The sequence below is a fragment of the Mesorhizobium australicum genome, from assembly GCF_900177325.1.
GTDB classification, from domain to species: domain Bacteria; phylum Pseudomonadota; class Alphaproteobacteria; order Rhizobiales; family Rhizobiaceae; genus Mesorhizobium_A; species Mesorhizobium_A australicum_A.
The window spans coordinates 4,013,773-4,035,194 of sequence record NZ_FXBL01000004.1; the positions used below are offsets into that span (position 1 = coordinate 4,013,773).

Sequence of the window (21,422 nt, forward strand, 5' to 3'; positions counted from 1 at the left end):
GTCGGCCCTCAGTTCAGATGGCTCGGCAGCCAGGTGGCGATGCCGGGAAACAACATCATCGCCGCGACGACCACGAAGGCGGAGATCGAGGAAAACAGCATGCACGGCCGGAACACGGGCCCGACCGGCGTTCGCGCCGCCGTCGCGGCGGAGAAGGCGACGAGGCCGACCGGCGGCGTGAGCAGGCCGAGCGAAATGACGAAGCAGGCGATGACGCCGAACCAGATGAGGTCCACGCCGGCGGCCTGCACCATCGGCAGCACGATCGGGATCGAGAGGACGATGATGGTCACCTCCTCCAGCACCATGCCGGCGAGGAACAGGCCGAACATGAGCACCAGGATGAGCAAGGTCGGGCTGGCGACCAGCGGCTCGGCGAAATGCAGCAGTTCAGTCGGCAGGCGCGAGAAGGACATGAAGCGCGAGAAGATCTGCGCGGCGATGAGCAGCATGAGGAGCATCGCCGAGACCTTGACGGAATCGACCAGCGCGCGGCCGATGTCGCCCAGCCCGACGCGGCGCATCGCGATCATGCCGACGAAGGCCGCGAACGCCCCCAGCGCACCGGCCTCGCCCACGGTGACGATGCCGCCATAGATGCCGCCGAAGACGACGACCATCAGCGCGACGACGAAGATGAAGGCGCTGACGGAGCGGCGGGTTGCCGCCGGGTCTTCCTCCTCTTGGTCGCCACGCACGCCGTCCTCCGCGCCCGGAACAACGTCGCCGAAGAAATAGAGGCATCCGACATAGACCAGGATGCAGAGCAGGCCGGGTCCGACCGAGCCGATGAAGAGATGGCCGATCGGCGTCTCGGTCAGCGAGCCGTAGATCATGATCAACAGGCTCGGCGGGATGATGACCGACAGCGAGCCGGAGATCGCGGCGAGCGCCACGGAGAAGCTGCGCGTGTAGCCGACGCGCTGTAGCTCGGGGCCGGCCAGTGTGGCAAGCGCCGCCGCGCTCGCCGTGCCGGAGCCGGAAACGGCGCCGAGCAGGCCGCCGGTGATGAGCGTCGCGACGCCAAGCGGGAAACGGCGATAGCCGGCGATGCGATGGCCGACGCGGAACAGGTCGACGATGACGCCGCCCTTGAGCAGGAGCTGCGCCATCAGGAGATAGAGCGGAATGATCGATAGCGTGTAGGTGGACGCGGTGTAGAACGCGTCCTGGCCGACGATGCCGTTGAGCACGCCCGGCCCCATCCACAGCATGATGCCGAGGATGCCAGCCCCCAGGAGGCAGGTGGCGACCGCCTGGCCCGCGATCATGAAGACCACGATCCAGAGCGTGACGGCCCAGATGATCCAATCCTTGGACATGGAAGCTCCGCGCGGAGGAAGAGGCGCCGCGCGAACGCGGCGCCGTCAGGGGCTACTTGGCGAGATAGTCGGCGACGCCGGCCGGCAGCGTGCCGCCCTCGGCCTGGATCAGCTCGGCATAGAGCTTGGCCGTTGCCTTGGCCGGATGGCCGTTCGCCTCGGTTTTCTCGATCCAGGCGACCCAGGTGTCGGCCGCCGCCTTCTCGATATGCTGCTTCATTGCGTCGGACAGCGTGTTGATCGAAGTGAACTCGCCGCCGTCCTTGGCGATCGACTCGTCCTTGACCTTCGTCAGACGCGTCTCCCATTCCTGGGCGTTGGAGGCCGCGACGTCACGGGCGGTCTTGTCGAAGAGCGCCTTCTGCTCCTCGCTCAGCTCGTTCCAGGCGGCGTCGCTGATGGCGAGGTAGCTTTCCCAGTGGCCGATCGACACGTCGACGATCGAATGGCGCAGCAGCTGCTGCAGCGAGTAGGACGGCCAGTCGGAGATGGCGATGACGAGACCCTCGATCGTGCCGCGCGAGGCCGCCTCGAAAGCCTGCGAGCCGGGCAGCGTGACCGGGGTGGCGCCGAGCTTTTCCAGCATGATCGTGTGCAGCGCCGAACCGGCGCGCAGCGGCGTGCCGGAGAAGTCAGCCGGCTCCCTGAGCACCTTCTTCACGGTCGAGATCGAATAGGGCGCGGTGGCGCCGAGCGCCCAGGCGCGGATGCCCTTGTCGGCGATCTCGTACTGGTAGAACGTCTTGCCGTCCTTGATCGCCACATCGGAGTCGAGCAGCTTCTGGAAGGCGCGGGTGACCATCGGCGAGTCTGTGCCGTAGGCCGGCAGCTGCGTCACGTCGGACAGCGGAAAGCGGCCTTCATGGTAGGGCGCGAGCAGGGGTGCTGCGACGGCGATGGTGCCGCTGGTGAGCGCGTCGAGCTCCTTGCCGACGCCGACCAGCTCACCGGCGTAGAAGCGGGTGAACTTGACGTCAGGCGAACCCTTCTCGATCGCATCGGCGAACGGGTCCATATGCGCGCCGACCCAAGGGTGCGGCTTGCCGAGGCCTGTCGAGATGATGAGATCGGCCGCGTTGGCGGAGGTGCCGAGCGCCGCGCCGAAAAGCGCGGTCGCCGTCACCAGATTACGTGCGAAATGAAACATATGCCCTCCCTTGGGACAGCCGGGATCGTTTCGAGACCAGGGGCTCGACAATCGCGGCGTGACATTGGATACGACCGGCCTCCACCGGTCCAGCAAGCGTCCCTTCTGCCTGGATCGGCACTCCTCCGGGAACGTTCACCACATGCATGCTAGTCTCTTTTGCCCGTTTGTAAACAGAAATGAATCACGAGTCATAATTCATTTCGGTTTGACACATCCGCTTTGCGTCATTAGCGTCCGGTGAGCCATGGCGACCAATCCAACCAACGCAACAGCCGCGCCACCTCTGCCGCGCGAGGTCCGAAAGCCTCGGCTTTCCCGTGCGGAAAAGGCCGAGGCCACGCGGGCGCGGTTGTTCGAAGCGGCGATCGAGATCGTCGGCGAGCTAGGCTATGCGGGCGCGTCGGTGGCGCTGATCACGGCGCGGGCGAACGTGGCGCAGGGCACGTTCTACAACTATTTCGAATCGCGGCAGGACCTGCTCGACCAGCTGCTGCCCTCGATCAGCGAGCGGCTGCACGAATTGATCCGCCAGAGGGTCATGGAAGCGCCGGACGACCCGATCGAGCGCGAGAAGGCCCGCCTCGCCGGCTTCTTCGAGTTCCTCGAAAAGGAACCGCACCTGTTCAAGATCCTCAGCGAGGGCTCCGTCCAGGCACCGCGCGGCTTCCGGGCCCATCTGGAGACTCAGTCGGCTAGCTATCGCCGCGCGCTGGAATATGAGCGCCGGCGCGGCAACCTGCTGATCGACGATCCGCTGGAGATCGACATCCTGATGCAGATGCTGATCTCGACCCGAGAATACCTGTCGGGCCGCTTCTGCTACGAGGACGGCGACTTCGTGCGGCCGGCTCCAAGCGTCGTCGACACCTATGTGAAGCTTCTGCGAGGCAAAGTCTTCAAATGACGGCAGCCGAAACCGCCCGCGCCGAACGCGGCGACGTGCCCTCCTTCTTCCACATCAACGTCAACTGCACAGATTTCGATCGATCGCTGGCCTTCTACCGGCTGATCGGCTTCGAGGTGGTCAACGCCTTTGCCGGCGACGCCTCCTTCGGCGAGGTGGGCCTCGGACCCGTGCTCGGACTTCCCGACGACTGCGCCGGACGCGCCGCGCTGATGATGCTGAAGGGCGACGAGCGCGGCATGCGGCTCGACCTTCTGGAATGGACCTCGCCGCGACTGCCTGCCCCTCCCCCACGCTCGATGGCCCAGCCGGGCGTCGGCCGCATCTGCCTGCGCACCTTCGATGCCGACGCAGTTTACCAGCGCCTCTCGGCCGCCGGGCACCTTTGCTACACGGAGCCGACGCGGGTTGTGCTGGGTGGGTCGGTGATCAACGTGTTCTGCGCGGAAGATCCGGACGGGGTGGTGATCGAGTTCATGCAGTTTCTGCGCGGCTGACTCCCCGCAGGCAGCTCAGGGTCGAGGCGGCATCCTGTCGAAGACAGGTATCGCAGGGTCGACGTGGTCCCAGGCTTGTGCGGCGGCATGCCAAGCGACAAGCTGGGGCGCATACCGGCCAGGGTCGTCGAGACTGCTGGCCTTGACCACGAAAAATTCGGGCATGGCCGGGAACGTCATATAGACCGGTGCGCCGCAGACCGGACAGAACGCCCGTGACTTGACCGTCCCGCCGTCGCCCACAGCCTCCCAGCGCGTCGCCTCGCCGGTCATCTCAACCGCAGCGCGGGGAAATGTCAGGTGCGAGCCGTGGCCGGTCCCGCTCTCGCGCTGGCATTGCCGGCACTGGCAATCGTTCATGCCGATCGGTTCGGCGCGGATCTCATAGCGGAGCGCGCCGCAGGCGCATCCGCCCGAATAGGGCTGACTCATATCGGTCTCCTCAGTGATGAGTGTCTGCGATGCCGGCGAGGTTGTGCAAAACCTTCGGCCAGCCGTTGCTCATGTTCGCGTAGGCCGTATCGTTGGTCGGCAGAACGAAGCCCGAATGGACGACGCGCACGCGCGTGCCGTCCGCGACGCGTTCCAGGCTCCACGTCACCACCGTATCCAGCGGCGAACCATAGGCCGCATTCGAAGGGTGTCCGCCCTTCCAGGCGTAGGCGAGGCGTTTCTCCGGGACCACCTGGAGCACTTCGCAGTGAATGGTCCCGTCCCACTCGCCGGCAGGCTTGGTGCTGAACGTGAAACGATTGCCCACGACCGGCTCGAACCCGGTCGGCTGCATCATCCAACGACCGATCAGGTCCGCGCTGGTGAGCAGCCTCCATATCGTCGCGGGCGCATGCGGAAAGACCTCATCGACCACGATTTCCTGCGTGACGGTGCCCAGAACGGCGCGATTCATGGATCGATCTCCTTCAGGAGGGTGCGGAGGTTGGCGAAGCGTTCGCGCCAGAACACGCCGTAATGCTCCATCCAATCGGCCAGCGGCTGGAGACCTTCCGGCTGGACGCGATAATAGACTTTGCGCCCCTCTGGACGCTCGGCGACGAGACCGGCCTGTTTCAGCGATTTGAGATGCTGCGAGATCGCGCCCTGCGTCACGCCGGAGCCCTGGGTGAGCTCGGCGACGCTGATCTCGCGGGCCTTGCTGATGCGCTCGAAGACCGCCCTCCGCGTGGGGTCGGCGAGTGTTCGCATGACGGCGTCGATGGAGTCTGCAGCGATCATGCCAACCAATTAGCATTCACTAATCAATTAGTCAACACTAATAAATAACCTGAAGCTCTTTTCACGGCGCCCGCACGAGCGGCCGTGTACCGGGATCAGCACGGTCTAGGTCTTGAAATAATCCGGCTTGCCGGTCGTCCACGTCTCGCCCCAGAGCTGGCCGCCGCCGTCGACGGTCAAGAGCTCGCCAGTGACGAACTTTCCGGTCGGGCCTCCGAGATAGACGCAGGCCTCCGCGATGTCCCAGGCGTCGCCGGCGCGCATCATCGGGTTGGAGCGCGGATAGGCGGCGCGCGCCTCGGGGGTGTAGACCTTCCAGCCGTCGGTCTCGATGGCGCCGGGCGCGACGCAGTTGACTCGGATGCCGAGCGGCGCCCATTCGACGGCGACGCTCTTCGACAGGCCGATGACGCCGGACCGTGCCGCGATGGTGTGCGCCACGCCGTAGAGGCCGTGCGTGGTGACGACCACGACATTGACGATGCTGCCCGGCCGGCCCGCGTCGCGCCACTTGCGCGCGGCGGCCTGCATCATGAACCAGGTGCCGTTGAGATTGGTGTTGATGACCGCATTCCAGCCCTTCACGCTGAAATCGATCGCAGCCTGAGGGAACTGGCCGCCGGCGCTGTTGACGAGGATGTCGAGCCGGCCGTGTTCGGCCCAGACGGTGTCGAAGAAGGCGGCGACGCCTTCCGGCTCGCGCACGTCGACCGTATGGCCGCTGGCCTTGAGGCCCTTGGCGGTGATCGCCTTGACGACGTCGGCGACCTTGCCCTCGCTGCGGCCCGAAATGACCGCGTGGGCGCCCATGCGCGCGAACAGCCACGCCGTCGCGCGGCCGATGCCGCCCGCACCGCCCGAGACCAGCACGACCTGGCCGGCGAGCGAGCCCTCGGCATAGACGGTGGGGTGGGTCGCGAGGTCGGCATCGGTGAAGCCGAACTGTTCGGGCGTCTCGCTCACCGCTCCATCCCCTTCAACAGCTCGCCCGAGATGATCATCTTGCGCACCTCGGTGGTGCCGGCGCCGATTTCCATCAGCTTGGTCGAGCGGAACAGGCGGTTGATCTCCGATTCCCAGATATAGCCCGTGCCGCCATGCACCTGCACGGCGAGATCGAGAACCTTGTGCGTCGCTTCGGCGGCATACATCACCGAGGCCGCGGTCAGCATGTGGATGTCGCCGCGCCCGCCCTCGCCGATCTCCAGCGGCGCGGCCGCCGCCAGCACGCGATAGGTGAAGGCGCGGATGGTCTCGACCTGGACATACATGTCGGCCAGCATCGACTGCACCATCTGGAACGAACCGATCGGCTTGCCGAACTGCTTGCGGGTCTTCGCATAGTCGACGGAAAGCTCCAGCGCACGCTCGGCGATGCCGAGACAGAGCGGCGAGATCATCGCACGTTCGAGGTCGAGCCCGCTCATCACCACCGCGACGCCGCGATTCTCCCCGCCGACGAGGTTTTCCGCCGGCACGCGGCAGTCCTCGAACAGCAGCTCGCCGGTCTGGCTGCCGCGATAGCCCATCTTCTTCAGCTTCTGCGCGACCTTGAAGCCCTTCATCTCCTTCTCGACGATGAAGGCGGAGATGCCGTGCGCGCCCTTGTCCCGGTCGGTCTTGGCGTAGACGAGCAGCACGTCGGCGACCGGGCCGTTGGTGATGTAGATCTTGGAGCCGTTGAGCACGTAGTGATCGCCGTCACGGCGCGCGGTGGTGCGCATCGAGCCCAGCGCATCCGAGCCGGCGCCGGGCTCGGTCAGGCCGAGCGCGCCGATCTTGCGGCCGGAGCAGAGGTCGGGGAGGTACTTTTTGCGCTGCTCGTCATTGCCGTTGCGATAGATGTTGTTGGCGCAGAGATTGTCATGCGCGACCCAGGCGAGCGCCATGGCGTGATTCCAGCGCGCCATGCCCTGCAGGACGAGACCGGCGGCGACGAGATCGAGCCCTGCCCCGCCATATTCCTCGGGAATCGTGATGCCGAACAGGCCGTTGTCGCCGATCTTCGGGAAGGCGTCCTCGGGCCACCATTCCTCATTGTCCATCCGTTCGGACAGCGCATAGAGCTCGTTGCGGGCGAAGCGGTCCGCATTGTCGAGGATCATCTGCTGGTCCGCGTCGAGGTCGAACAGGTTCGGTTTCTCATTGAGCCCGGTGAAGTCCTGCATTTTCCTCAATCCTCCCGTTCCGGCCGCGCCCGGCAGCCCTTTCTTCATCGTTAATGAGATCATTTCATCATTTGCGCAAGAGGCCAATGCGCAGTTTTGACGCGGAAACGTATGGATTCCCAATCTGCAAATGACACGGTTGCGGAAAAGCGTCGCATTCCGGTTGACAACACTGATGAACTGAAATCATTTAGACGGAGACAAGGCAAGAAAAGCAGCGGGGGAGACCGTGACAGAGCCAGTCCTGATCGAGCGCCGCGGCGCGGTTCAATGGATCACGATCAATCGCGAGGAGCGCCGCAACGCGCTCAATGAAAAGGTCGCGCTCGGCATCCAGGCGGGCCTCGACGCGGCCGAGGCGGACAAGAGCGTGCGCGCGGTCGTGCTCACCGGCGCCGGCGACAAGGCCTTCTGCGCCGGCGGCGACCTGCAGCTCCAGGCGGACGGAACGCCGTTCACCATCGATGCGGCCGACCCGCGCCACTACGTCGCCCGGCTCCTGCGGCGCATGGACGCCTGCCGGCTGCCGATCGTCGCCCGTGTCAACGGTCCCGCGCTTGCCGGCGGCTTCGGCATCCTGTGCGCCTGCGACCTCGCGGTGGCGCGCGAGGACGCCAAGCTCGGTGTGACCGAGGTGAAGGTCGGCATCTTCCCGATGATGATCCTGCCTTATCTGCTCAGGATCGTCTCCTACCGGCGGCTGATGGAACTCTGCATCACCGGAGAACTGATCACGGGCAGGGATGCGGTCGCCGAGAACATCGTCAACTACGCGGTTCCCTATGAGGAACTCGACCAGAAGCTCGACTGGCTGCTGGCGCGCGTCACCGACAAGTCGCCGACCGGCATCCGGCTCGGCAAGCAGGCGCTGGCCAAGATCCGGGAGATGTCGACGGACGCCGCACTCGAGTATGCGCAGTTCATGCTCGCCAACATGACCCGCACCAAGGACGCCCGCGAGGGCATGCTCGCCTTCAACGAGAAGCGCGCGCCCAACTGGACGGCGGAATGAGCGAGATGAGCAAGATCGTTCGCATCGGCTGCGGCGCGGGCTTCTGGGGCGACAGCCCGGAAGGTCCCGCCCAGCTCGTCCGCAAGGGCGATATCCACTATCTCGTGATGGACTACCTGGCCGAGATCACCATGTCGATCCTCGCCCGGATGAAGGCCAAGAAGCCGGAGCTCGGCTACGCCACCGACTTCGTGACGATGGCGATGAAGCCGCTGGCGAAGGAGATTGCAGCGAAGAAGATCCGCGTCGTCACCAATGCCGGCGGCGTCAATCCAGACGCCTGCCGCGACGCGCTGCTGGCGGCGTTCAAGGAAGCCGGCGTCGACCTGAAGGTCGCGGTGGTGCGCGGCGACGATCTGTCGGACTCGGCCGACACCTATCGCGCGGCGGGGACGACCGAAATGTTCTCAGGCGCGGCGATGCCGGAGAAACTGGCCAGCGTGAACGCCTATCTCGGCGCCTTCCCGATCGCGGCCGCACTCGATGACGGCGCGGACGTGGTCATCACCGGCCGCGTGGTGGATTCGGCCGTGGTGCTCGGACCGTTGATCCACGAATTCGGCTGGAAGCCGGGCGACTACGACCTGCTTTCCGCCGGCAGCCTCGCCGGCCATGTCGTCGAATGCGGCACACAGGCCACCGGCGGCATCTTCACCGACTGGCGCAAGGTCGCGGACGACTGGGACGACATGGGCTTCCCGATCGCCGAATGCGCGGCCGACGGCTCGTTCGTGATCTCGAAGCCCGAGGGCACCGGCGGCCTCGTCTCTACCGCCACCATCGCCGAGCAGGTCGTCTACGAGGTCGGCGATCCCCGGCGCTACATCCTCCCCGACGTGACCGCCGACTGGAGCGCGGTCCGGCTCGAACAGGTCGGGCCGGACCGCGTGAAGGTCAGCGGCGCGAAGGGGGCGGCGCCCACCGACAGCTACAAGGTCAGCGCCACCTATGCCGACGGCTACCGCGCGCAGGTGACGATGATGATCGCCGGCCGCGAGGCCAAGGAACGCGCCGAGGCGACGGCGAAGGCGATCCTCGCCCGTTCCGAACGGCTGATGCGCGCCGCCGGCTTCGACGGCTTCGCCGACAGCTCGGTCGAAATCCTCGGCAGCGAAGCGAACTTCGGCGCGCAATCGCGGGCGGGAGCGACGCGCGAGGTCGTGCTCAAGATCGCCGTGCGCCACGCCAGCAAGGACGCCCTCGGCATCTTCGCCAAGGAGATCTTCCCGGCGGCGACGGCCATGGCGCAGTCGATCACCGGCTTTGCCGGTGGACGGCCCGAGCCGCAGCCGATCGTGCGGCTGTTCTCCTTCCTGGCGCCCAAGGCCGACATTCGCGTCGCCTACGAGTTCGATGGAAAGACCCGCGAGATCGCGCCGCATCTGCCGAACGACGTGCAGGGCGATGTGCCCCCTGAAGCATCCGGCGAGATTCCCTCCGGTGGAGGCAAGCTGGCGACCGTGCCGCTGGTGGCGCTGGCGCACGGGCGCAGCGGCGACAAGGGCGACATCGGCAATATCGGCGTCTTGGCGCGCAAGGCTGAGTACCTGCCGTGGATACGCCGCAGCGCCACGCCCGAGGCGGTCGGCCGCTACTTCGCGCATTTCGTCAAGGACAAGGTCGAACGCTTCGAGTGGCCCGGGCTGAACGGGCTGAACTTCATGCTGCATGAGGGGCTGGCCGGCGGCGGCATCGCTTCGCTGCGCCACGACCCGCAAGGCAAGGCGCTGGCGCAGATCTTCATGGACTTCCCGGTCGAGGTGCCGGCCGACTGGCTCGCCAAGGGCGGCGCGCTCGACGGATGGGACAAGGACGCCGCAGCATGAGCACGCCGCTGTTCAACAAGGTTCTCGTCGCCAACCGCGGCGAGATCGCCTGCCGGGTGATGCGGACGCTGAGGGAGATGGGCATCGGCTCCGTCGCGATCCATCACCGCGTCGAGGCCCGCGCCAAGCATGTGCGCATGGCCGACGAGGCGGTGGAGATCACCGGCGACACGCCGGTCGCGGCCCATCTCGACATCGCCCAGATCATCGCGGCGGCGAAGAAGACCGGCGCGGATGCGATCCATCCGGGCTACGGCTTCCTGTCGGAGAACGCCCGCTTCGCAGCCGCCGTGGCCGAGGCCGGCATCACCTTCATCGGGCCGGATGCCGAGACCATTTCGCTGATGGGCGACAAGATCTCGGCGCGCAACTTTGCCGAGGCGCATGGCGTGCCGGTGGCTCCGTCGGTGATGCCGACGGGCGACCTGGACGCGTTCACGAAGCAGGCCGAGGCGATCGGCTTTCCGCTGCTGATCAAGGCGGCGGCAGGCGGCGGCGGCAAGGGCATGAACATCGTGCGCAATGCCGGTGACCTGCGCGAGGCGGCGCGTATCGCGTCGAGCGAGGCGCAGCGCTATTTCGGCGACGGCCGCGTCTATGCCGAGACCTATGTCGAGCGGCCGCGCCATATCGAAGTGCAGGTGCTGGGCGATGGCAAGGGCGGGGCAATCCACCTGTTCGAACGCGAGTGCTCCGTCCAGCGCCGCTTCCAGAAGATCATCGAGGAGGCGCCGTCGGCGAACCTGCCGGCGAAGCTCGCGGCCGAGATCTGCGAGTCCGCGGTCAGGCTGGCGGCGGCGGCGAACTACAAGAATGCCGGCACGGTGGAATATATCCTCGGCGCCGACGGCCGCTTCTTCTTCCTTGAAATGAACACCCGCCTGCAGGTCGAACATCCGGTGACCGAGATGATCACCGGACTGGACCTCGTGCGCTGCCAGATCGAGGTCGCGGCTGGCAAGGGGCTGCCCGGCAGGCAGGCCGACATCAAGGCCAACGGCCACGCCATCGAATGCCGCATCTGCGCGGAAAATCCCGAGCGCGACTTCATGCCGGAGACAGGCACGGTGCAGTATCTCGGCGTGCCGGAGGAGCCCTGGCTGCGCTTCGAGAACGCGCTGGACCAGGGCCAGAAGGTGACCGCGGACTTCGATCCGATGCTGGCGAAGCTGGTGATCCACGGCGCGGACCGCGACGAGGCCGTGAACCGCTCGATCGCGGCGCTGGACGAGCTGGCGCTGCTCGGCGTCACCACCAACATCGACTATCTCGCCCGCGTGCTCGACCATGAGGCGTTCCGCGCCGGCGACATCCACACCGGCTTCGTCGCCCAGCACAAGGATGCCTTGGCAGCGCCCTCCGTGTCCGATGCAGCGCTTGTCCAGGCGCTCGCGGCGGCGGCGCTCGGCTTCCGCGACTTCCGCGATCTGGCACTGGCGACGCCCGAGCCCTACGCGGCCATCGGCGGCTGGAGGAACTGACCATGTCGATCGAACTGACCATCGACGGGAAGGTCCACCACGTCACCATCGCGCGGCGGCGGCCGCATCTCGTCCTCGTCATCGACGGGCAGGAGCACGAAGTGTCGCGCACGCCCGCCATCGGCGACGGCCGCAACCTGATGGCAGTGGGCGGCCACAGGCTCGAATTCGCGCGCGCCGAGTTGGGCGAGAAGCAGTTCGTCCGCTTCGGCGGCCGGACCTACGAGGTCGGCTTCGTCGACCCGTTCTCGGCGGCCGGAGGGGCCGGAGGAGGTGCCGATGCGCTGAAGGCGCCGATGCCCGGCGCGGTGGTGTCGGTGCAGAAGCAGGCCGGCGACAGGGTCGCGCGCGGCGAGGCCGTCGTCACCATCGAGAGCATGAAACTGCAGACCGCCCTGCCCGCCCCGCGCGACGGCGTGATCGCGAAGATCCTCAAGGGCGAAGGCGAGACGTTCGAGAAGGACGAGGTGATCGTCACGCTCGAGCCGGAAGGTGAGAAGGCCTGACGATGCGCAAGATCCAGTCCATGATCTCGACGTCTTCGGCGGACTTCCGCCGCTATGACGCACACAACCGCAGGGTCGTCGCCGAATTCAGGGAGAAGCAGGAGGCGGCGCGCCATCAACGGCCGCAGCGCGACCTCGACCGGCTCGCCAAGCAGGGCAAGATGCGCCCGCGCGAGCGCATCGAGAAGCTGCTCGATCCCGGCACGCCGTTCCTCGAACTTTCTTCGCTCGCGGCCAACATGGCCTATGACGGCGACTCGCCCTCGGCGAGCTCGATCGTCGGCATCGGCATCGTGTCGGGCCGGGAGGTGGTGATCCGTGCCGACGACCCGACGGTGAAGGGCGGCGCGTGGTATCCGCTGACGGCCAAGAAGATCGTCCGCGCGCTCGACATCGCGATGGAGAACCGCCTGCCGGTGATTCATCTGTGCGATTCCGCCGGCGGCTTCCTGCAGCTGCAGTCGGAAGTGTTTCCGGACAAATACATGGCCGGTCGCATCTTCCGGAACCAGTCGATCCTGTCGAAGATGGGCGTCAAGCAGCTGTCGCTGGTGTTCGGCCACTGCACGGCCGGCGGCGCCTATATTCCCGGCCTGTCGGACTACTCGGTGATCGTGCGCGGCACGGGCGCGGTGTTTCTCGGCGGCCCGCCGCTGGTGAAGGCGGCGACCGGCGAGGAGGTGACGGTGGAGGAACTCGGCGGCGCCGACATGCACACCTCCGTCTCCGGCACCGCCGACTATCCGGCCGCGACAGAGGACGAGGCAATCCACATCGGCCGCGAGATCGTCGCGCAGTGGGACCGGCCGAAGAAGTGGGACTGCCAGCAGGAGACGCCGGAGGCGCCGGCCTACGACCCGCAGGAACTCTATGGGATCGTTCCCGACGACATCAAGAAGAGCTTCGACATGCGCGAGGTCATCGCCCGCATGGTCGACGGCAGCCGCTTCCACGAATACCAGCCGAACTACGGCACGACGCTGATCTGCGGCTATGCCAACATCTGGGGCTACAAGGTCGGCATCCTCGCCAACAACGGGGTGCTGTTCAACGACAGTTCGCTCAAGGGCGGCCACTTCATCGAGCTGTGCAACCAGAACAACACGCCGCTGGTGTTCCTGCAGAACATCACCGGCTACATGATCGGCCGCGAATACGAGCGGCGCGGCATCACCAAGGATGGCGCCAAGATGATCATGGCGCAGTCGTGCTCGGCGGTGCCGAAGTTCACCGTGATGTGCAACGGCTCGTTCGGCGCCGGCAATTACGGCATGTGCGGCCGCGCCTTCGACGGCCGCTTCCTGTTCACCTGGCCGAACCACCAGATCGGCGTGATGGGCGGCGACCAGGCGGCGAACACCCTGGCCGAGGTGAAGCTCAACCAGATGAAGCGTGCCGGGCTCGTCGACCAGAGCGAGGTCGACCGGGTGTGGGAGGAGACGCGAAAAGCCTACCAGGAGCAGTTGTCGGCCTATTACTCGACCTCGCAGCTCTGGGACGACGGCATCATCGACCCGGTCGATACCCGCAACGCGCTGGGCATGGCGATCTCGGCCTCCCTCAATGCCCCGCTCGGCGACCTCGGCTACGGGGTGTTCAGGTTCTGAGGATGGGGAGTGTGAGCGGCGGCGGCGAAGGACGCGCATCTGTGGCGAGGTGCAGAATCATACCCTCGACGCCGTCATCCTCGGGCTTGTCCCGAGGATCTATTGCCCTCGCAGCTCAGAAGCGGACGTGGCCAACCGCCAACGCCGGCAGATCCTCGGGACAAGCCCGAGGATGACGGCGCCAATAGGGGTGACGCTGCAGATGAAGGTGACGGCACCGATATGAAGACGGAGCGATCAGATGCGGCGGAGTTGAGCCGCAGCATTCGTAGCGGCGTCATCCTCGGGCTTGTCCCGAGGATCTACAACCATCTCAGCTCAGAAGCGGATGTGGCCAACCGCCAATGCCGGCAGATCCTCGGGACAAGCCCGAGGATGACGACTTTGATATGAAACCACCAAGGCGAGACGCGCTTTAGCCATGCCCGACCCGATCCGCTTCTACTTCGATTTCGCCTCGCCCTACGCCTACTTCGCGGCGCGGCAGGTCGACGAAATCGGGGCGGAGTTCGGGCGCGCGGTCGAGTGGCGGCCGATCCTGATGTGGGCGGTGCTGAAGGCGCACGGCATCGCAGCCCCGATGGATGTGCCGGTGAAGCGCGCCTACATGCTGAACGACATGGAGCGTTCGGCGGCGTTCTTCGGCATGCCCTATCGCAGGCCGGTGAAGCTGCCGCTTTCTTCGCACCTGGCCGGGCGGCTGTTTTACGCGGTGCGCGAGCAGGACCCGGACAAGGCATCGGCGCTTGCCCGCCGCCTGCTGCCGGCCTTCTTCGCCGAGCAGTGGGACATCTCGGACGCGGCGACCCTGACGGAGCTGGCGGCGGAGGTCGGGATCGCACCCGAAATGACGGCCGAAGCGTTGCAGGGGCCCGTCGGCCGCGCCGGCCTGGAAGCGGCGGTAGCGGACGCGGTCACAGCGGGTGTCGTCGGCTCGCCCTATTTCCTGGTCGACGGCGAAGGTCTTTTCGGTGCAGACAGGCTGCCGCAACTGCGCTGGTTCCTTGGAGGAGGGCGGACGTGATCGCGTATGACGACATCAGCTATTCGGTCGAGAACGGCCGCGCGCGCATCGTGGTCAACCGGCCCGACAAGCTGAACGCCTATCGCAACGAGACGGCCGACCAGCTGCGCGACGCCGTGCTGCGTGCCGGCAGCGACCCGTCGGCACGCTCGATCCTGCTGACGGGCGAAGGCCGCGCCTTCGGCGCCGGCTATGACCTCGCCACCGTCGACCCGAACGAAACGCCGGCGCTGGACGACGTGCTGCAGCGCCATTTCAATCCGCTGGTCATCGCCATGCGCCAGTCGCGCCTGCCGGTCGTGGCCGCGGTCAATGGCCCCTGCGCGGGCGCCGCCGTTGGCATCGCGCTCGCGGCCGACATCGTGATCGCGGCGCGCTCGGCCTATTTCTACGAGCCGTTCGTCGGCATCGCGCTGGTGCCGGACGCCGGCAATACGCAGTTCCTGTCGCGTATGCTGGGCCGTGTACGGGCCTCGGGCATGATGCTGCTGGGCGACCGCATCCCGGCCGAGAAGGCGCTGGCCTGGGGCCTGCTGTGGGACGTGGTGGACGATGCCGAGCTCGCGCCAACGGCCGAGGCGATCTGCGCCCGGCTTGCAAAACTCGACGCCGCGGCGCTGGCCGGCACCAAGCGCCTGATCGATCGTGCCGCGGAATTCGGCATCGACGAGCAGCTGGCGCTCGAACGCGACCTGCAGGGCGAGGCGGGACGGACGCCCGCGATGAAGGCGCAGATCGCCGCCTTCTTCGCCAAGCGGAAAGGATGAACGGATGGCGGTGGACGCAGCCGACGACACGGACCTGATTGCCGATGGCTGGCAGTTGGTCCGGCCATCCGCGTTCGTCGACCTGATCGGCCCTTTCTACCAGCGGCGCGACGAGGGCCGGACACGGTTCTGCTTTCGCGTCCAACCCAAGCACGACAACACGCAAGGGCGGCCGCATGGCGGCATGATCCTGTCCTTCCTCGACGAGGCGCTCGGCCTTTCCGCTCATTTCGTCCGTCCGCAGGAGACCTTCTTCACCATCGGATTCGATTGCCAGCTCATCGGCGGCAGCGTGATCGGCGACCTCGTCGTCGCCGAGACGCAGGTGATCAGCGCCACGAGAACGCTGATGTTCATTCGCGGCGACTGCCGGGTCGGCGACCGCGTCATTGCTTCCGCGAGCGGCACCTGGAAGCGGGTGGCGAACAAAAGCCCCTGGTGAGGATCGGATGGACGCGACACTGAAGACAACGCGCTTCGTCGACGCCGACAGCGAGGTCGTCCGCGACTTCGCCGCAGCCCATGCGGGAACGGGCGACGACGTTTCGAAGGCGGTGAACCTCTACTATGCGTTGCGCGACGCGGTGTCCTACGACATGCGTACCTTCGGGCTGGACGAAGACCAGTTCGTCGCCTCCACCGTGCTGCAGTCGCCGGCCGCCTTCTGCGTGCCGAAGGCGGTGGCGCTGGCCGCACTTGCCCGCGCGGTCGGCATTCCCTCGCGCATCGGCTTCGCCAATGTCCGCAACCACCTCGCCTCGCCGAAGATCCTGGCGCTGATGGACGACGACGTCTTCTACTGGCACGCCTACACCTCGCTGTTCCTCGACGGGAAATGGGTGAAGGCGACGCCCGCCTTCGACATCCGGCTGTGCGAGAAGCACGGCGTGACGCCGCTCGATTTCGACGGGCGCGAGGACTCGATCTTCCAGCCCTTCGACCAGGCGGGCCGCCCCCACATGGAGTATGTGGACTTCATCGGCGAATTCGACGACATGCCCTATGACGGCTTCGCCGACGCGATGCGCACCCACCACGCCCGCATGCTGGCGCACCTGGACGACGAACGGGCCGGCCGCCCGACCACCTGATTCCTTGCAACACGATTGGCTGACAGATGACTGAAACCACTTACATTCTTTCCGGCGCGCGCACCGCGATCGGCACCTTCGGCGGCTCCCTGTCCGGCGAGGAGCCGGCCTCCCTCGGCGCGGCGGTCGCGGTCGAAGCGATGAAGCGCGCGGGCGTCGATCCGGCCGTGATCGGCCATGTCGTCTACGGCAACGTGATCCCGACCGGACCCAAGGACGCCTATCTGGCACGCGTCGCGGCGATCAATGCCGGCATCCCCAAGGAGACGCCGGCGATGACGCTGAACCGGCTCTGCGGCTCGGGCACGCAGGCGATCATCTCGGCGGCGCAGAACGTCATGCTGGGTGACGCGGAGGTGGCGCTGGCCGGCGGCGCGGAGGTGATGAGCCGCGCGCCGCACTACGTCCAGTCCGCCCGCTTCGGCCAGAAGATGGGCGACGTGAAGATGGTCGACGGGCTGACCGGCGTTCTGACCGACCCGTTCGGCAACGGCATCATGGGCGTGACCGCCGAGAACGTCGCCGAGAAATACCAGATCACCCGCGCCGAGCAGGACGCCTTCGCCGTCGAGAGCCAGAAGCGCGCCGCCGCCGCCATCGCCGCCGGCCACTTCACGACGCAGATCCTGCCGCTGGAGATCCAGGCCGGCCGCAAGACGGTGACCTTCGACACGGACGAGCATCCGAAGCCCGACACGACGCTGGAGACGCTGGCGACCCTGAAGCCGGCCTTCAAGAAGGATGGCGTGGTGACGCCCGGCAACGCGTCGGGAATCAATGACGGCGCGGCCGCGGTGGTGCTGGCCTCCGAGACCTACGTCAAGCGCACCGGTGCGAAGCCGATCGGCCGCATCGTCGCCTACGCCCACTCCGGCGTCGAGCCGGGCATCATGGGCGTCGGGCCGATCCCGGCGGTCAGGACGCTGCTCGCCCGCGCCGGCATGAAGCTCACGGATTTCGACGTGATCGAATCCAACGAAGCCTTTGCCTCGCAGGCGCTGGCCGTCAACCGCGAGCTCGGCCTCGACCCGGCGAAGGTCAACCCCGACGGCGGCGCGATCGCGCTCGGCCATCCCGTCGGCGCCACCGGCGCGATCCTAACGGTCAAGGCGCTCTACTACCTGCAGCGCACGGGCGGCCGCTACGGCCTCGTCACCATGTGCATCGGCGGGGGTCAGGGTATCGCGCTGGCCATCGAGCGGGTGTGACGCGAGAGTTTTCGACGCCAGTCGCCGAAACTGCCACTCCTCGCCCCCATGAAATAAGGGAGAGGTGGATCGGGCGAAGCCCGAGACGGTGAGCGGGAATTGGCAAAGGACAATCGACTCGCGCTCGACCTGATGTCTCTGGCTCCCCTGCCCCACTTTGTGCCAAAAGCCGGCGAGGAGGACATCATGACCAATCCGCTCTACGACGCCCTGGTCCTGCCGCATCGCGGCGGGGAAAAGACGTTTCTCGATCTCGACGGCAAGGGGCGGATCAGCTTTGGCGATTTCGCCGACCTCGTCGCGCGGATCGCGACGGTGCTGGTCGAGAACGGTGTGAAGCCGGGCGACCGGGTGGCGGTGCAGGCGCCGAAGACGCCGGAGACACTGGCCGTCTACCTCGCCTGCCAGCAGGCTGGCGCGGTGTTCCTGCCGCTCAACACCGCCTACACCCCCTCCGAGGTCGAGTTCTTCCTGACAGACGCGGCCCCTCGCCTGTTCGTCTGCGACGAAGCCGCGAAGGAAGGCTATGCGGGACTGGCGCAGAAGCTCGGCGTCGGGCTGCTGACCATCGCGGCCGACCGGGGCGGCAGCCTGCCGGCGGCGGCGGCGAAGGCGCAGCCGATGGCGGAGGTGGTCGAGCGGGCGCCGGACGATCTTGCAGCGATCCTCTATACGTCGGGCACGACCGGCCGCTCCAAGGGGGCCATGCTGTCGCACGACAACCTGCTGTCGAACACGCTGGCGCTCACCGACATCTGGCGTTTCACCGGCGATGACGTGCTGGTGCACGCGCTGCCGATCTACCACACGCACGGGCTGTTCGTGGCGTGCAACATCATGCTCAGGGTCGGTGGCACGATGATCTTCCATGCCGCCTTCAACCCCGACGCCGTGCTCGACGCGATCCCGCGCGCCACGGCATTGATGGGCGTGCCGACCTTCTACACGCGGCTGCTCGCTTCGCCCCGGCTGACGAAAGAGCATGTCGCGAACATGCGGCTGTTCATCTCCGGCAGCGCGCCGCTGCTGGCCGAGACGCATGTCGAATTCGAGGAGAGGACAGGCCATCGCATCCTCGAGCGCTACGGCATGACCGAGACCTCGATGACGGCGTCGAACCCCTATGACGGCGAGCGCCGGCCGGGCGCGGTCGGCTTCCCGCTGCCGGGCGTGAGCGTCCGGGTGGCCAGCACCGAGGGCAAGGTGCTGCCGCAGGGCGAGATCGGCATCCTGGAGGTCAAGGGGCCGAACGTGTTCAAGGGCTACTGGAACCTGCCCGAGAAGACGGCGGCCGAGTTCCGCCCCGGCGGCTGGTTCATCACCGGCGACATGTCGATGATCGACGCCGACGGCTACGTCCACATCGTCGGCCGGCAGAAGGACCTGATCATCGCCGGCGGGCTGAATATCTACCCGAAGGAGATCGAGGAAGTCATTGATGCGATTCAGGGTGTGATCGAGACGGCCGTCGTCGGCGTGCCGCATCCGGACATGGGCGAGGCGGCGGTCGCGGTGATCGTCGCGAAGCCCGGCCTCGACCTGGAGGCGGTGAAGGCCACCGTCGGCGAGAAACTCGCCCGCTTCAAGCATCCGCGCCGCTACGAGATCGTCGCAGAGCTTCCCCGCAACACGATGGGAAAAGTACAGAAATCGCAGTTGCGCGAGAGCTACAAGGACAGCTTCACGAACTGAACCTGGCGCGATGGACCAACGGAAATCGCGGCTGTCCGGCCTTGCGGCCGGCACTGTCGGCGTGGTCACCTGACCGGCGAGGAGTTCATCACCATGCGCGCGGCGAGCGGCGATTTTCCCGATTTCGGCCTGACCGAGGATGAGCGGCGCCAGGCGGTGCTGGGGCACTACTACGAGTGGCCGGGCATGGACGGGGAGCGCGGCGAGATCTGGGGCTACACCGGCCACTACGCCTACTTCCCCGGCGACGAAGTCGACCTGCATGTCAGTTCCACCGCGCCGCGCTTCTACCTCGACATCGTCCGCGACGGCGGTGAGGAGACGCCGGTCTTGTCGCATGGAAACATTGCGGCGCGCTGGCAGGACACACCCGACCAGTGCTCGGTCGAGGGCTGCGGCTGGGAGACGACGTTTTCGTTTCGCATCCCCGAGGACTGGCCGTCGGGCGCCTACCGCGCGACGCTGACGGCCGAGGGCCGCGACGGCAGGCCGATCGCCTCGCACCATCTGTTCATCGTCAAGCCGAGGCCGGCCAAGCGGCCGGGGCGCGTGCTGCAGGTCGCCGCCACCGGCACCTGGCACGCCTACAACACCTGGGGCGGCTCGAACCACTATCAGGGCATCACCGGGCCGACCCGGGACCAGTTCGCCACCACCGTCTCGAACCAGCGGCCGTGGTGCCGCGGCTTCGTCGTGCTGCCGAAGGAGGCGCCGCGCGTGCCGCTCGACTTCGCGACGCCGATCGCCACCGTGCCGCGCTATCCGCATATGGAATGGGCCTTCGCAACCGGCCATTCCAAAAAATACGCCTCGGCCGGATGGGCGAGCTATGACGGCCATTTCTTCCGCTGGGCCGAGCGGGCCGGCTATCAGGTCGACCTGATCGGCCAGCACGAGTTGCACGACGAGCCGGAAATCCTCGACGGCTACGACTGCGCCGTCTTCGTCGGCCATGACGAATACTGGACCTGGGAAATGCGCGACACGGTCGACGCCTGGGTGGCGTGCGGCGGGGGTGCGGCCCGCTTCGCCGGCAACTTCATGTGGCAGACGCGCCTCGAGGACGAGGGGCGCAAGCAGGTGTGCTACAAATACAAGGCGCGCGCCGAAGACCCAGCCTACCGCCCCGGTGGCGACGTGACGCGCGCGACGAATTCCTGGGAGGCGCCGGAGATCGGCCGGCCGGGGGCTTCCACCTTCGGCCTCAACGCTGCCAAGGGCGTCTATGCCGGCTGGGGCGGCTGCGCGCCGCGCGGCGTGCGCGGCTTTCCGGTCTACCGGCCGGAGCACTGGGCGTTCAGGGGGACGGGCATCTACTATGGCGACCTGCTGGGCGCCGAGGGCGGCGTCTACGGCTACGAGGTCGACGGGCTCGACCACGAGATCCGCGGCGGCCTGCCATGGCCGACGGCCGACAGCGGCGCACCGGAGCGGCTGTCCATCCTCGCCGTCGGCATGGCGAGCCAGGTCGAGGAGAGCGGCGACCTGCCGGCCAGCGCCCGCTTCCTCGCCGACGAGGACGGCCGCTTTATCGCCGAGACGCTCTACGGACGGCCAAGCGACGAGAACCTCGACAAGGTGAAGCGCTCCAACGGCATGATCGTCAACTTTCCCAAGGGCGACGGCGAGGTCTTTCATGCCGGCTCCTGCGAATGGGTCGCCGGCCTGTTGCGCAAGGACGCGATGGTGGAGAAGGTGACGGCGAATGTGCTGGACAGGTATTTGAGGGGTGGGGCGTGATTTCGTTCAGCGTTTGCGCTCTACGGCGCCCCCCTCTGTCCTGCCGGACATCTCCCCCACAAGGGGGGAGATTGGCTGTCGCCGCTGAGTTCGCTAATCGCCAGCGCCGCAGGACGAGCGAAGACATTCAAGCTGCCGATCTCCCCCCTTGTGGGGGAGATGTCCGGCAGGACAGAGGGGGGCGTGACAGAACG

At 66.8% G+C, this 21,422-nt stretch carries 21 protein-coding genes and 1 pseudogene; 15 read left to right on the forward strand and 7 right to left on the reverse strand.

Annotated elements, in window-relative coordinates; all coding sequences use genetic code 11:
- Positions 1-8: 8 nt before the first annotated feature.
- Both B9Z03_RS22300 and B9Z03_RS22305 read right to left on the reverse strand, forming a co-directional pair.
- Entirely contained in the window at positions 9-1,322 is a 1,314-nt protein-coding gene (locus B9Z03_RS22300; RefSeq protein ID WP_085466223.1) for a TRAP transporter large permease, read from the reverse strand.
- 52 nt (positions 1,323-1,374) lie between these two features.
- The gene (locus B9Z03_RS22305; protein ID WP_085466224.1) at positions 1,375-2,469 is read right to left on the reverse strand and encodes a type 2 periplasmic-binding domain-containing protein; all 1,095 of its coding nucleotides are present in this window, start codon (positions 2,467-2,469) and stop codon (positions 1,375-1,377) included.
- Positions 2,470-2,716: 247 nt separating this feature from the next.
- On the opposite strand from B9Z03_RS22305, the gene B9Z03_RS22310 reads away from it, so the two are divergent.
- Both B9Z03_RS22310 and B9Z03_RS22315 read left to right on the forward strand, forming a co-directional pair.
- On the forward strand, positions 2,717-3,376 hold the full coding sequence (locus tag B9Z03_RS22310; protein ID WP_085466225.1) for a TetR/AcrR family transcriptional regulator: 660 nt from the start codon (positions 2,717-2,719) through the stop codon (positions 3,374-3,376).
- The gene (locus tag B9Z03_RS22315) at positions 3,373-3,873 is read left to right on the forward strand and encodes a VOC family protein (protein WP_085466226.1); all 501 of its coding nucleotides are present in this window, start codon (positions 3,373-3,375) and stop codon (positions 3,871-3,873) included. The genes B9Z03_RS22310 and B9Z03_RS22315 overlap by 4 nt, the downstream gene beginning before the upstream one ends.
- A gap of 15 nt (positions 3,874-3,888) precedes the next feature.
- Here B9Z03_RS22315 and B9Z03_RS22320 read toward each other — a convergent pair whose 3' ends face one another.
- From B9Z03_RS22320 to B9Z03_RS22340, 5 genes are all read right to left on the reverse strand, one after another.
- On the reverse strand, positions 3,889-4,305 hold the full coding sequence (locus B9Z03_RS22320) for a GFA family protein (RefSeq protein WP_085466227.1): 417 nt from the start codon (positions 4,303-4,305) through the stop codon (positions 3,889-3,891).
- Positions 4,306-4,315: 10 nt separating this feature from the next.
- Positions 4,316-4,780 (reverse strand): SRPBCC family protein, encoded by a 465-nt coding sequence (locus tag B9Z03_RS22325; RefSeq protein ID WP_085466228.1) that lies wholly within the window; start codon positions 4,778-4,780, stop codon positions 4,316-4,318.
- Positions 4,777-5,106 (reverse strand): ArsR/SmtB family transcription factor, encoded by a 330-nt coding sequence (locus B9Z03_RS22330; RefSeq protein WP_085466229.1) that lies wholly within the window; start codon positions 5,104-5,106, stop codon positions 4,777-4,779. The genes B9Z03_RS22325 and B9Z03_RS22330 overlap by 4 nt, the downstream gene beginning before the upstream one ends.
- A 105-nt stretch (positions 5,107-5,211) precedes the next feature.
- Positions 5,212-6,069 (reverse strand): SDR family NAD(P)-dependent oxidoreductase, encoded by an 858-nt coding sequence (locus tag B9Z03_RS22335; RefSeq protein ID WP_085466230.1) that lies wholly within the window; start codon positions 6,067-6,069, stop codon positions 5,212-5,214.
- Positions 6,066-7,274, reverse strand: coding sequence for an acyl-CoA dehydrogenase family protein (locus B9Z03_RS22340; protein ID WP_085466231.1), 1,209 nt, complete (start codon positions 7,272-7,274; stop codon positions 6,066-6,068). The genes B9Z03_RS22335 and B9Z03_RS22340 overlap by 4 nt, the downstream gene beginning before the upstream one ends.
- Positions 7,275-7,503: 229 nt before the next feature.
- Here B9Z03_RS22340 and B9Z03_RS22345 point away from each other — a divergent pair, with 229 nt between their 5' ends.
- From B9Z03_RS22345 to B9Z03_RS30680, 13 genes and pseudogenes are all read left to right on the forward strand, one after another.
- Positions 7,504-8,286 carry an enoyl-CoA hydratase-related protein gene (locus B9Z03_RS22345; protein WP_085466232.1) on the forward strand — a complete coding sequence of 261 codons (783 nt, stop codon included), beginning with the start codon at positions 7,504-7,506 and terminating at the stop codon, positions 8,284-8,286.
- A 5-nt stretch (positions 8,287-8,291) separates the two neighbouring features.
- Positions 8,292-10,112, forward strand: coding sequence for an acyclic terpene utilization AtuA family protein (locus B9Z03_RS22350; RefSeq protein ID WP_085467816.1), 1,821 nt, complete (start codon positions 8,292-8,294; stop codon positions 10,110-10,112).
- Positions 10,109-11,593, forward strand: a complete 1,485-nt coding sequence (locus B9Z03_RS22355) for an acetyl-CoA carboxylase biotin carboxylase subunit (protein ID WP_085466233.1) — start codon at positions 10,109-10,111, stop codon at positions 11,591-11,593. The genes B9Z03_RS22350 and B9Z03_RS22355 overlap by 4 nt, the downstream gene beginning before the upstream one ends.
- A gap of 2 nt (positions 11,594-11,595) precedes the next feature.
- On the forward strand, positions 11,596-12,099 hold the full coding sequence (locus B9Z03_RS22360; protein WP_085466234.1) for an acyl-CoA carboxylase biotin carboxyl carrier protein subunit: 504 nt from the start codon (positions 11,596-11,598) through the stop codon (positions 12,097-12,099).
- A 2-nt stretch (positions 12,100-12,101) separates the two neighbouring features.
- Positions 12,102-13,706 (forward strand): acyl-CoA carboxylase subunit beta, encoded by a 1,605-nt coding sequence (locus B9Z03_RS22365; protein ID WP_085466235.1) that lies wholly within the window; start codon positions 12,102-12,104, stop codon positions 13,704-13,706.
- 421 nt (positions 13,707-14,127) lie between these two features.
- Positions 14,128-14,730 carry a 2-hydroxychromene-2-carboxylate isomerase gene (locus B9Z03_RS22370; protein WP_085466236.1) on the forward strand — a complete coding sequence of 201 codons (603 nt, stop codon included), beginning with the start codon at positions 14,128-14,130 and terminating at the stop codon, positions 14,728-14,730.
- The gene (locus B9Z03_RS22375) at positions 14,727-15,497 is read left to right on the forward strand and encodes an enoyl-CoA hydratase-related protein (protein WP_085466237.1); all 771 of its coding nucleotides are present in this window, start codon (positions 14,727-14,729) and stop codon (positions 15,495-15,497) included. Before B9Z03_RS22370 ends, B9Z03_RS22375 begins: the two co-directional genes overlap by 4 nt.
- Before the next feature lie 4 nt (positions 15,498-15,501).
- Positions 15,502-15,939 (forward strand): PaaI family thioesterase, encoded by a 438-nt coding sequence (locus B9Z03_RS22380; protein WP_085466238.1) that lies wholly within the window; start codon positions 15,502-15,504, stop codon positions 15,937-15,939.
- Between the two features lie 7 nt (positions 15,940-15,946).
- Positions 15,947-16,588, forward strand: a complete 642-nt coding sequence (locus B9Z03_RS22385; RefSeq protein WP_085466239.1) for a transglutaminase domain-containing protein — start codon at positions 15,947-15,949, stop codon at positions 16,586-16,588.
- Between the two features lie 26 nt (positions 16,589-16,614).
- A complete protein-coding gene (bktB, locus tag B9Z03_RS22390) occupies positions 16,615-17,796 on the forward strand; it encodes a beta-ketothiolase BktB (RefSeq protein ID WP_085466240.1) in 1,182 nt (393 codons plus the stop codon).
- Positions 17,797-17,982: 186 nt separating this feature from the next.
- Positions 17,983-19,488 (forward strand): malonate--CoA ligase, encoded by a 1,506-nt coding sequence (locus B9Z03_RS22395; RefSeq protein WP_085467817.1) that lies wholly within the window; start codon positions 17,983-17,985, stop codon positions 19,486-19,488.
- A gap of 93 nt (positions 19,489-19,581) precedes the next feature.
- The gene (locus B9Z03_RS22400; RefSeq protein WP_085466241.1) at positions 19,582-21,228 is read left to right on the forward strand and encodes a N,N-dimethylformamidase beta subunit family domain-containing protein; all 1,647 of its coding nucleotides are present in this window, start codon (positions 19,582-19,584) and stop codon (positions 21,226-21,228) included.
- Between the two features lie 25 nt (positions 21,229-21,253).
- Positions 21,254-21,417 (forward strand): annotated as a pseudogene (locus B9Z03_RS30680) (ABC transporter ATP-binding protein); the annotation flags it as partial.
- Positions 21,418-21,422 lie beyond the last annotated feature (5 nt).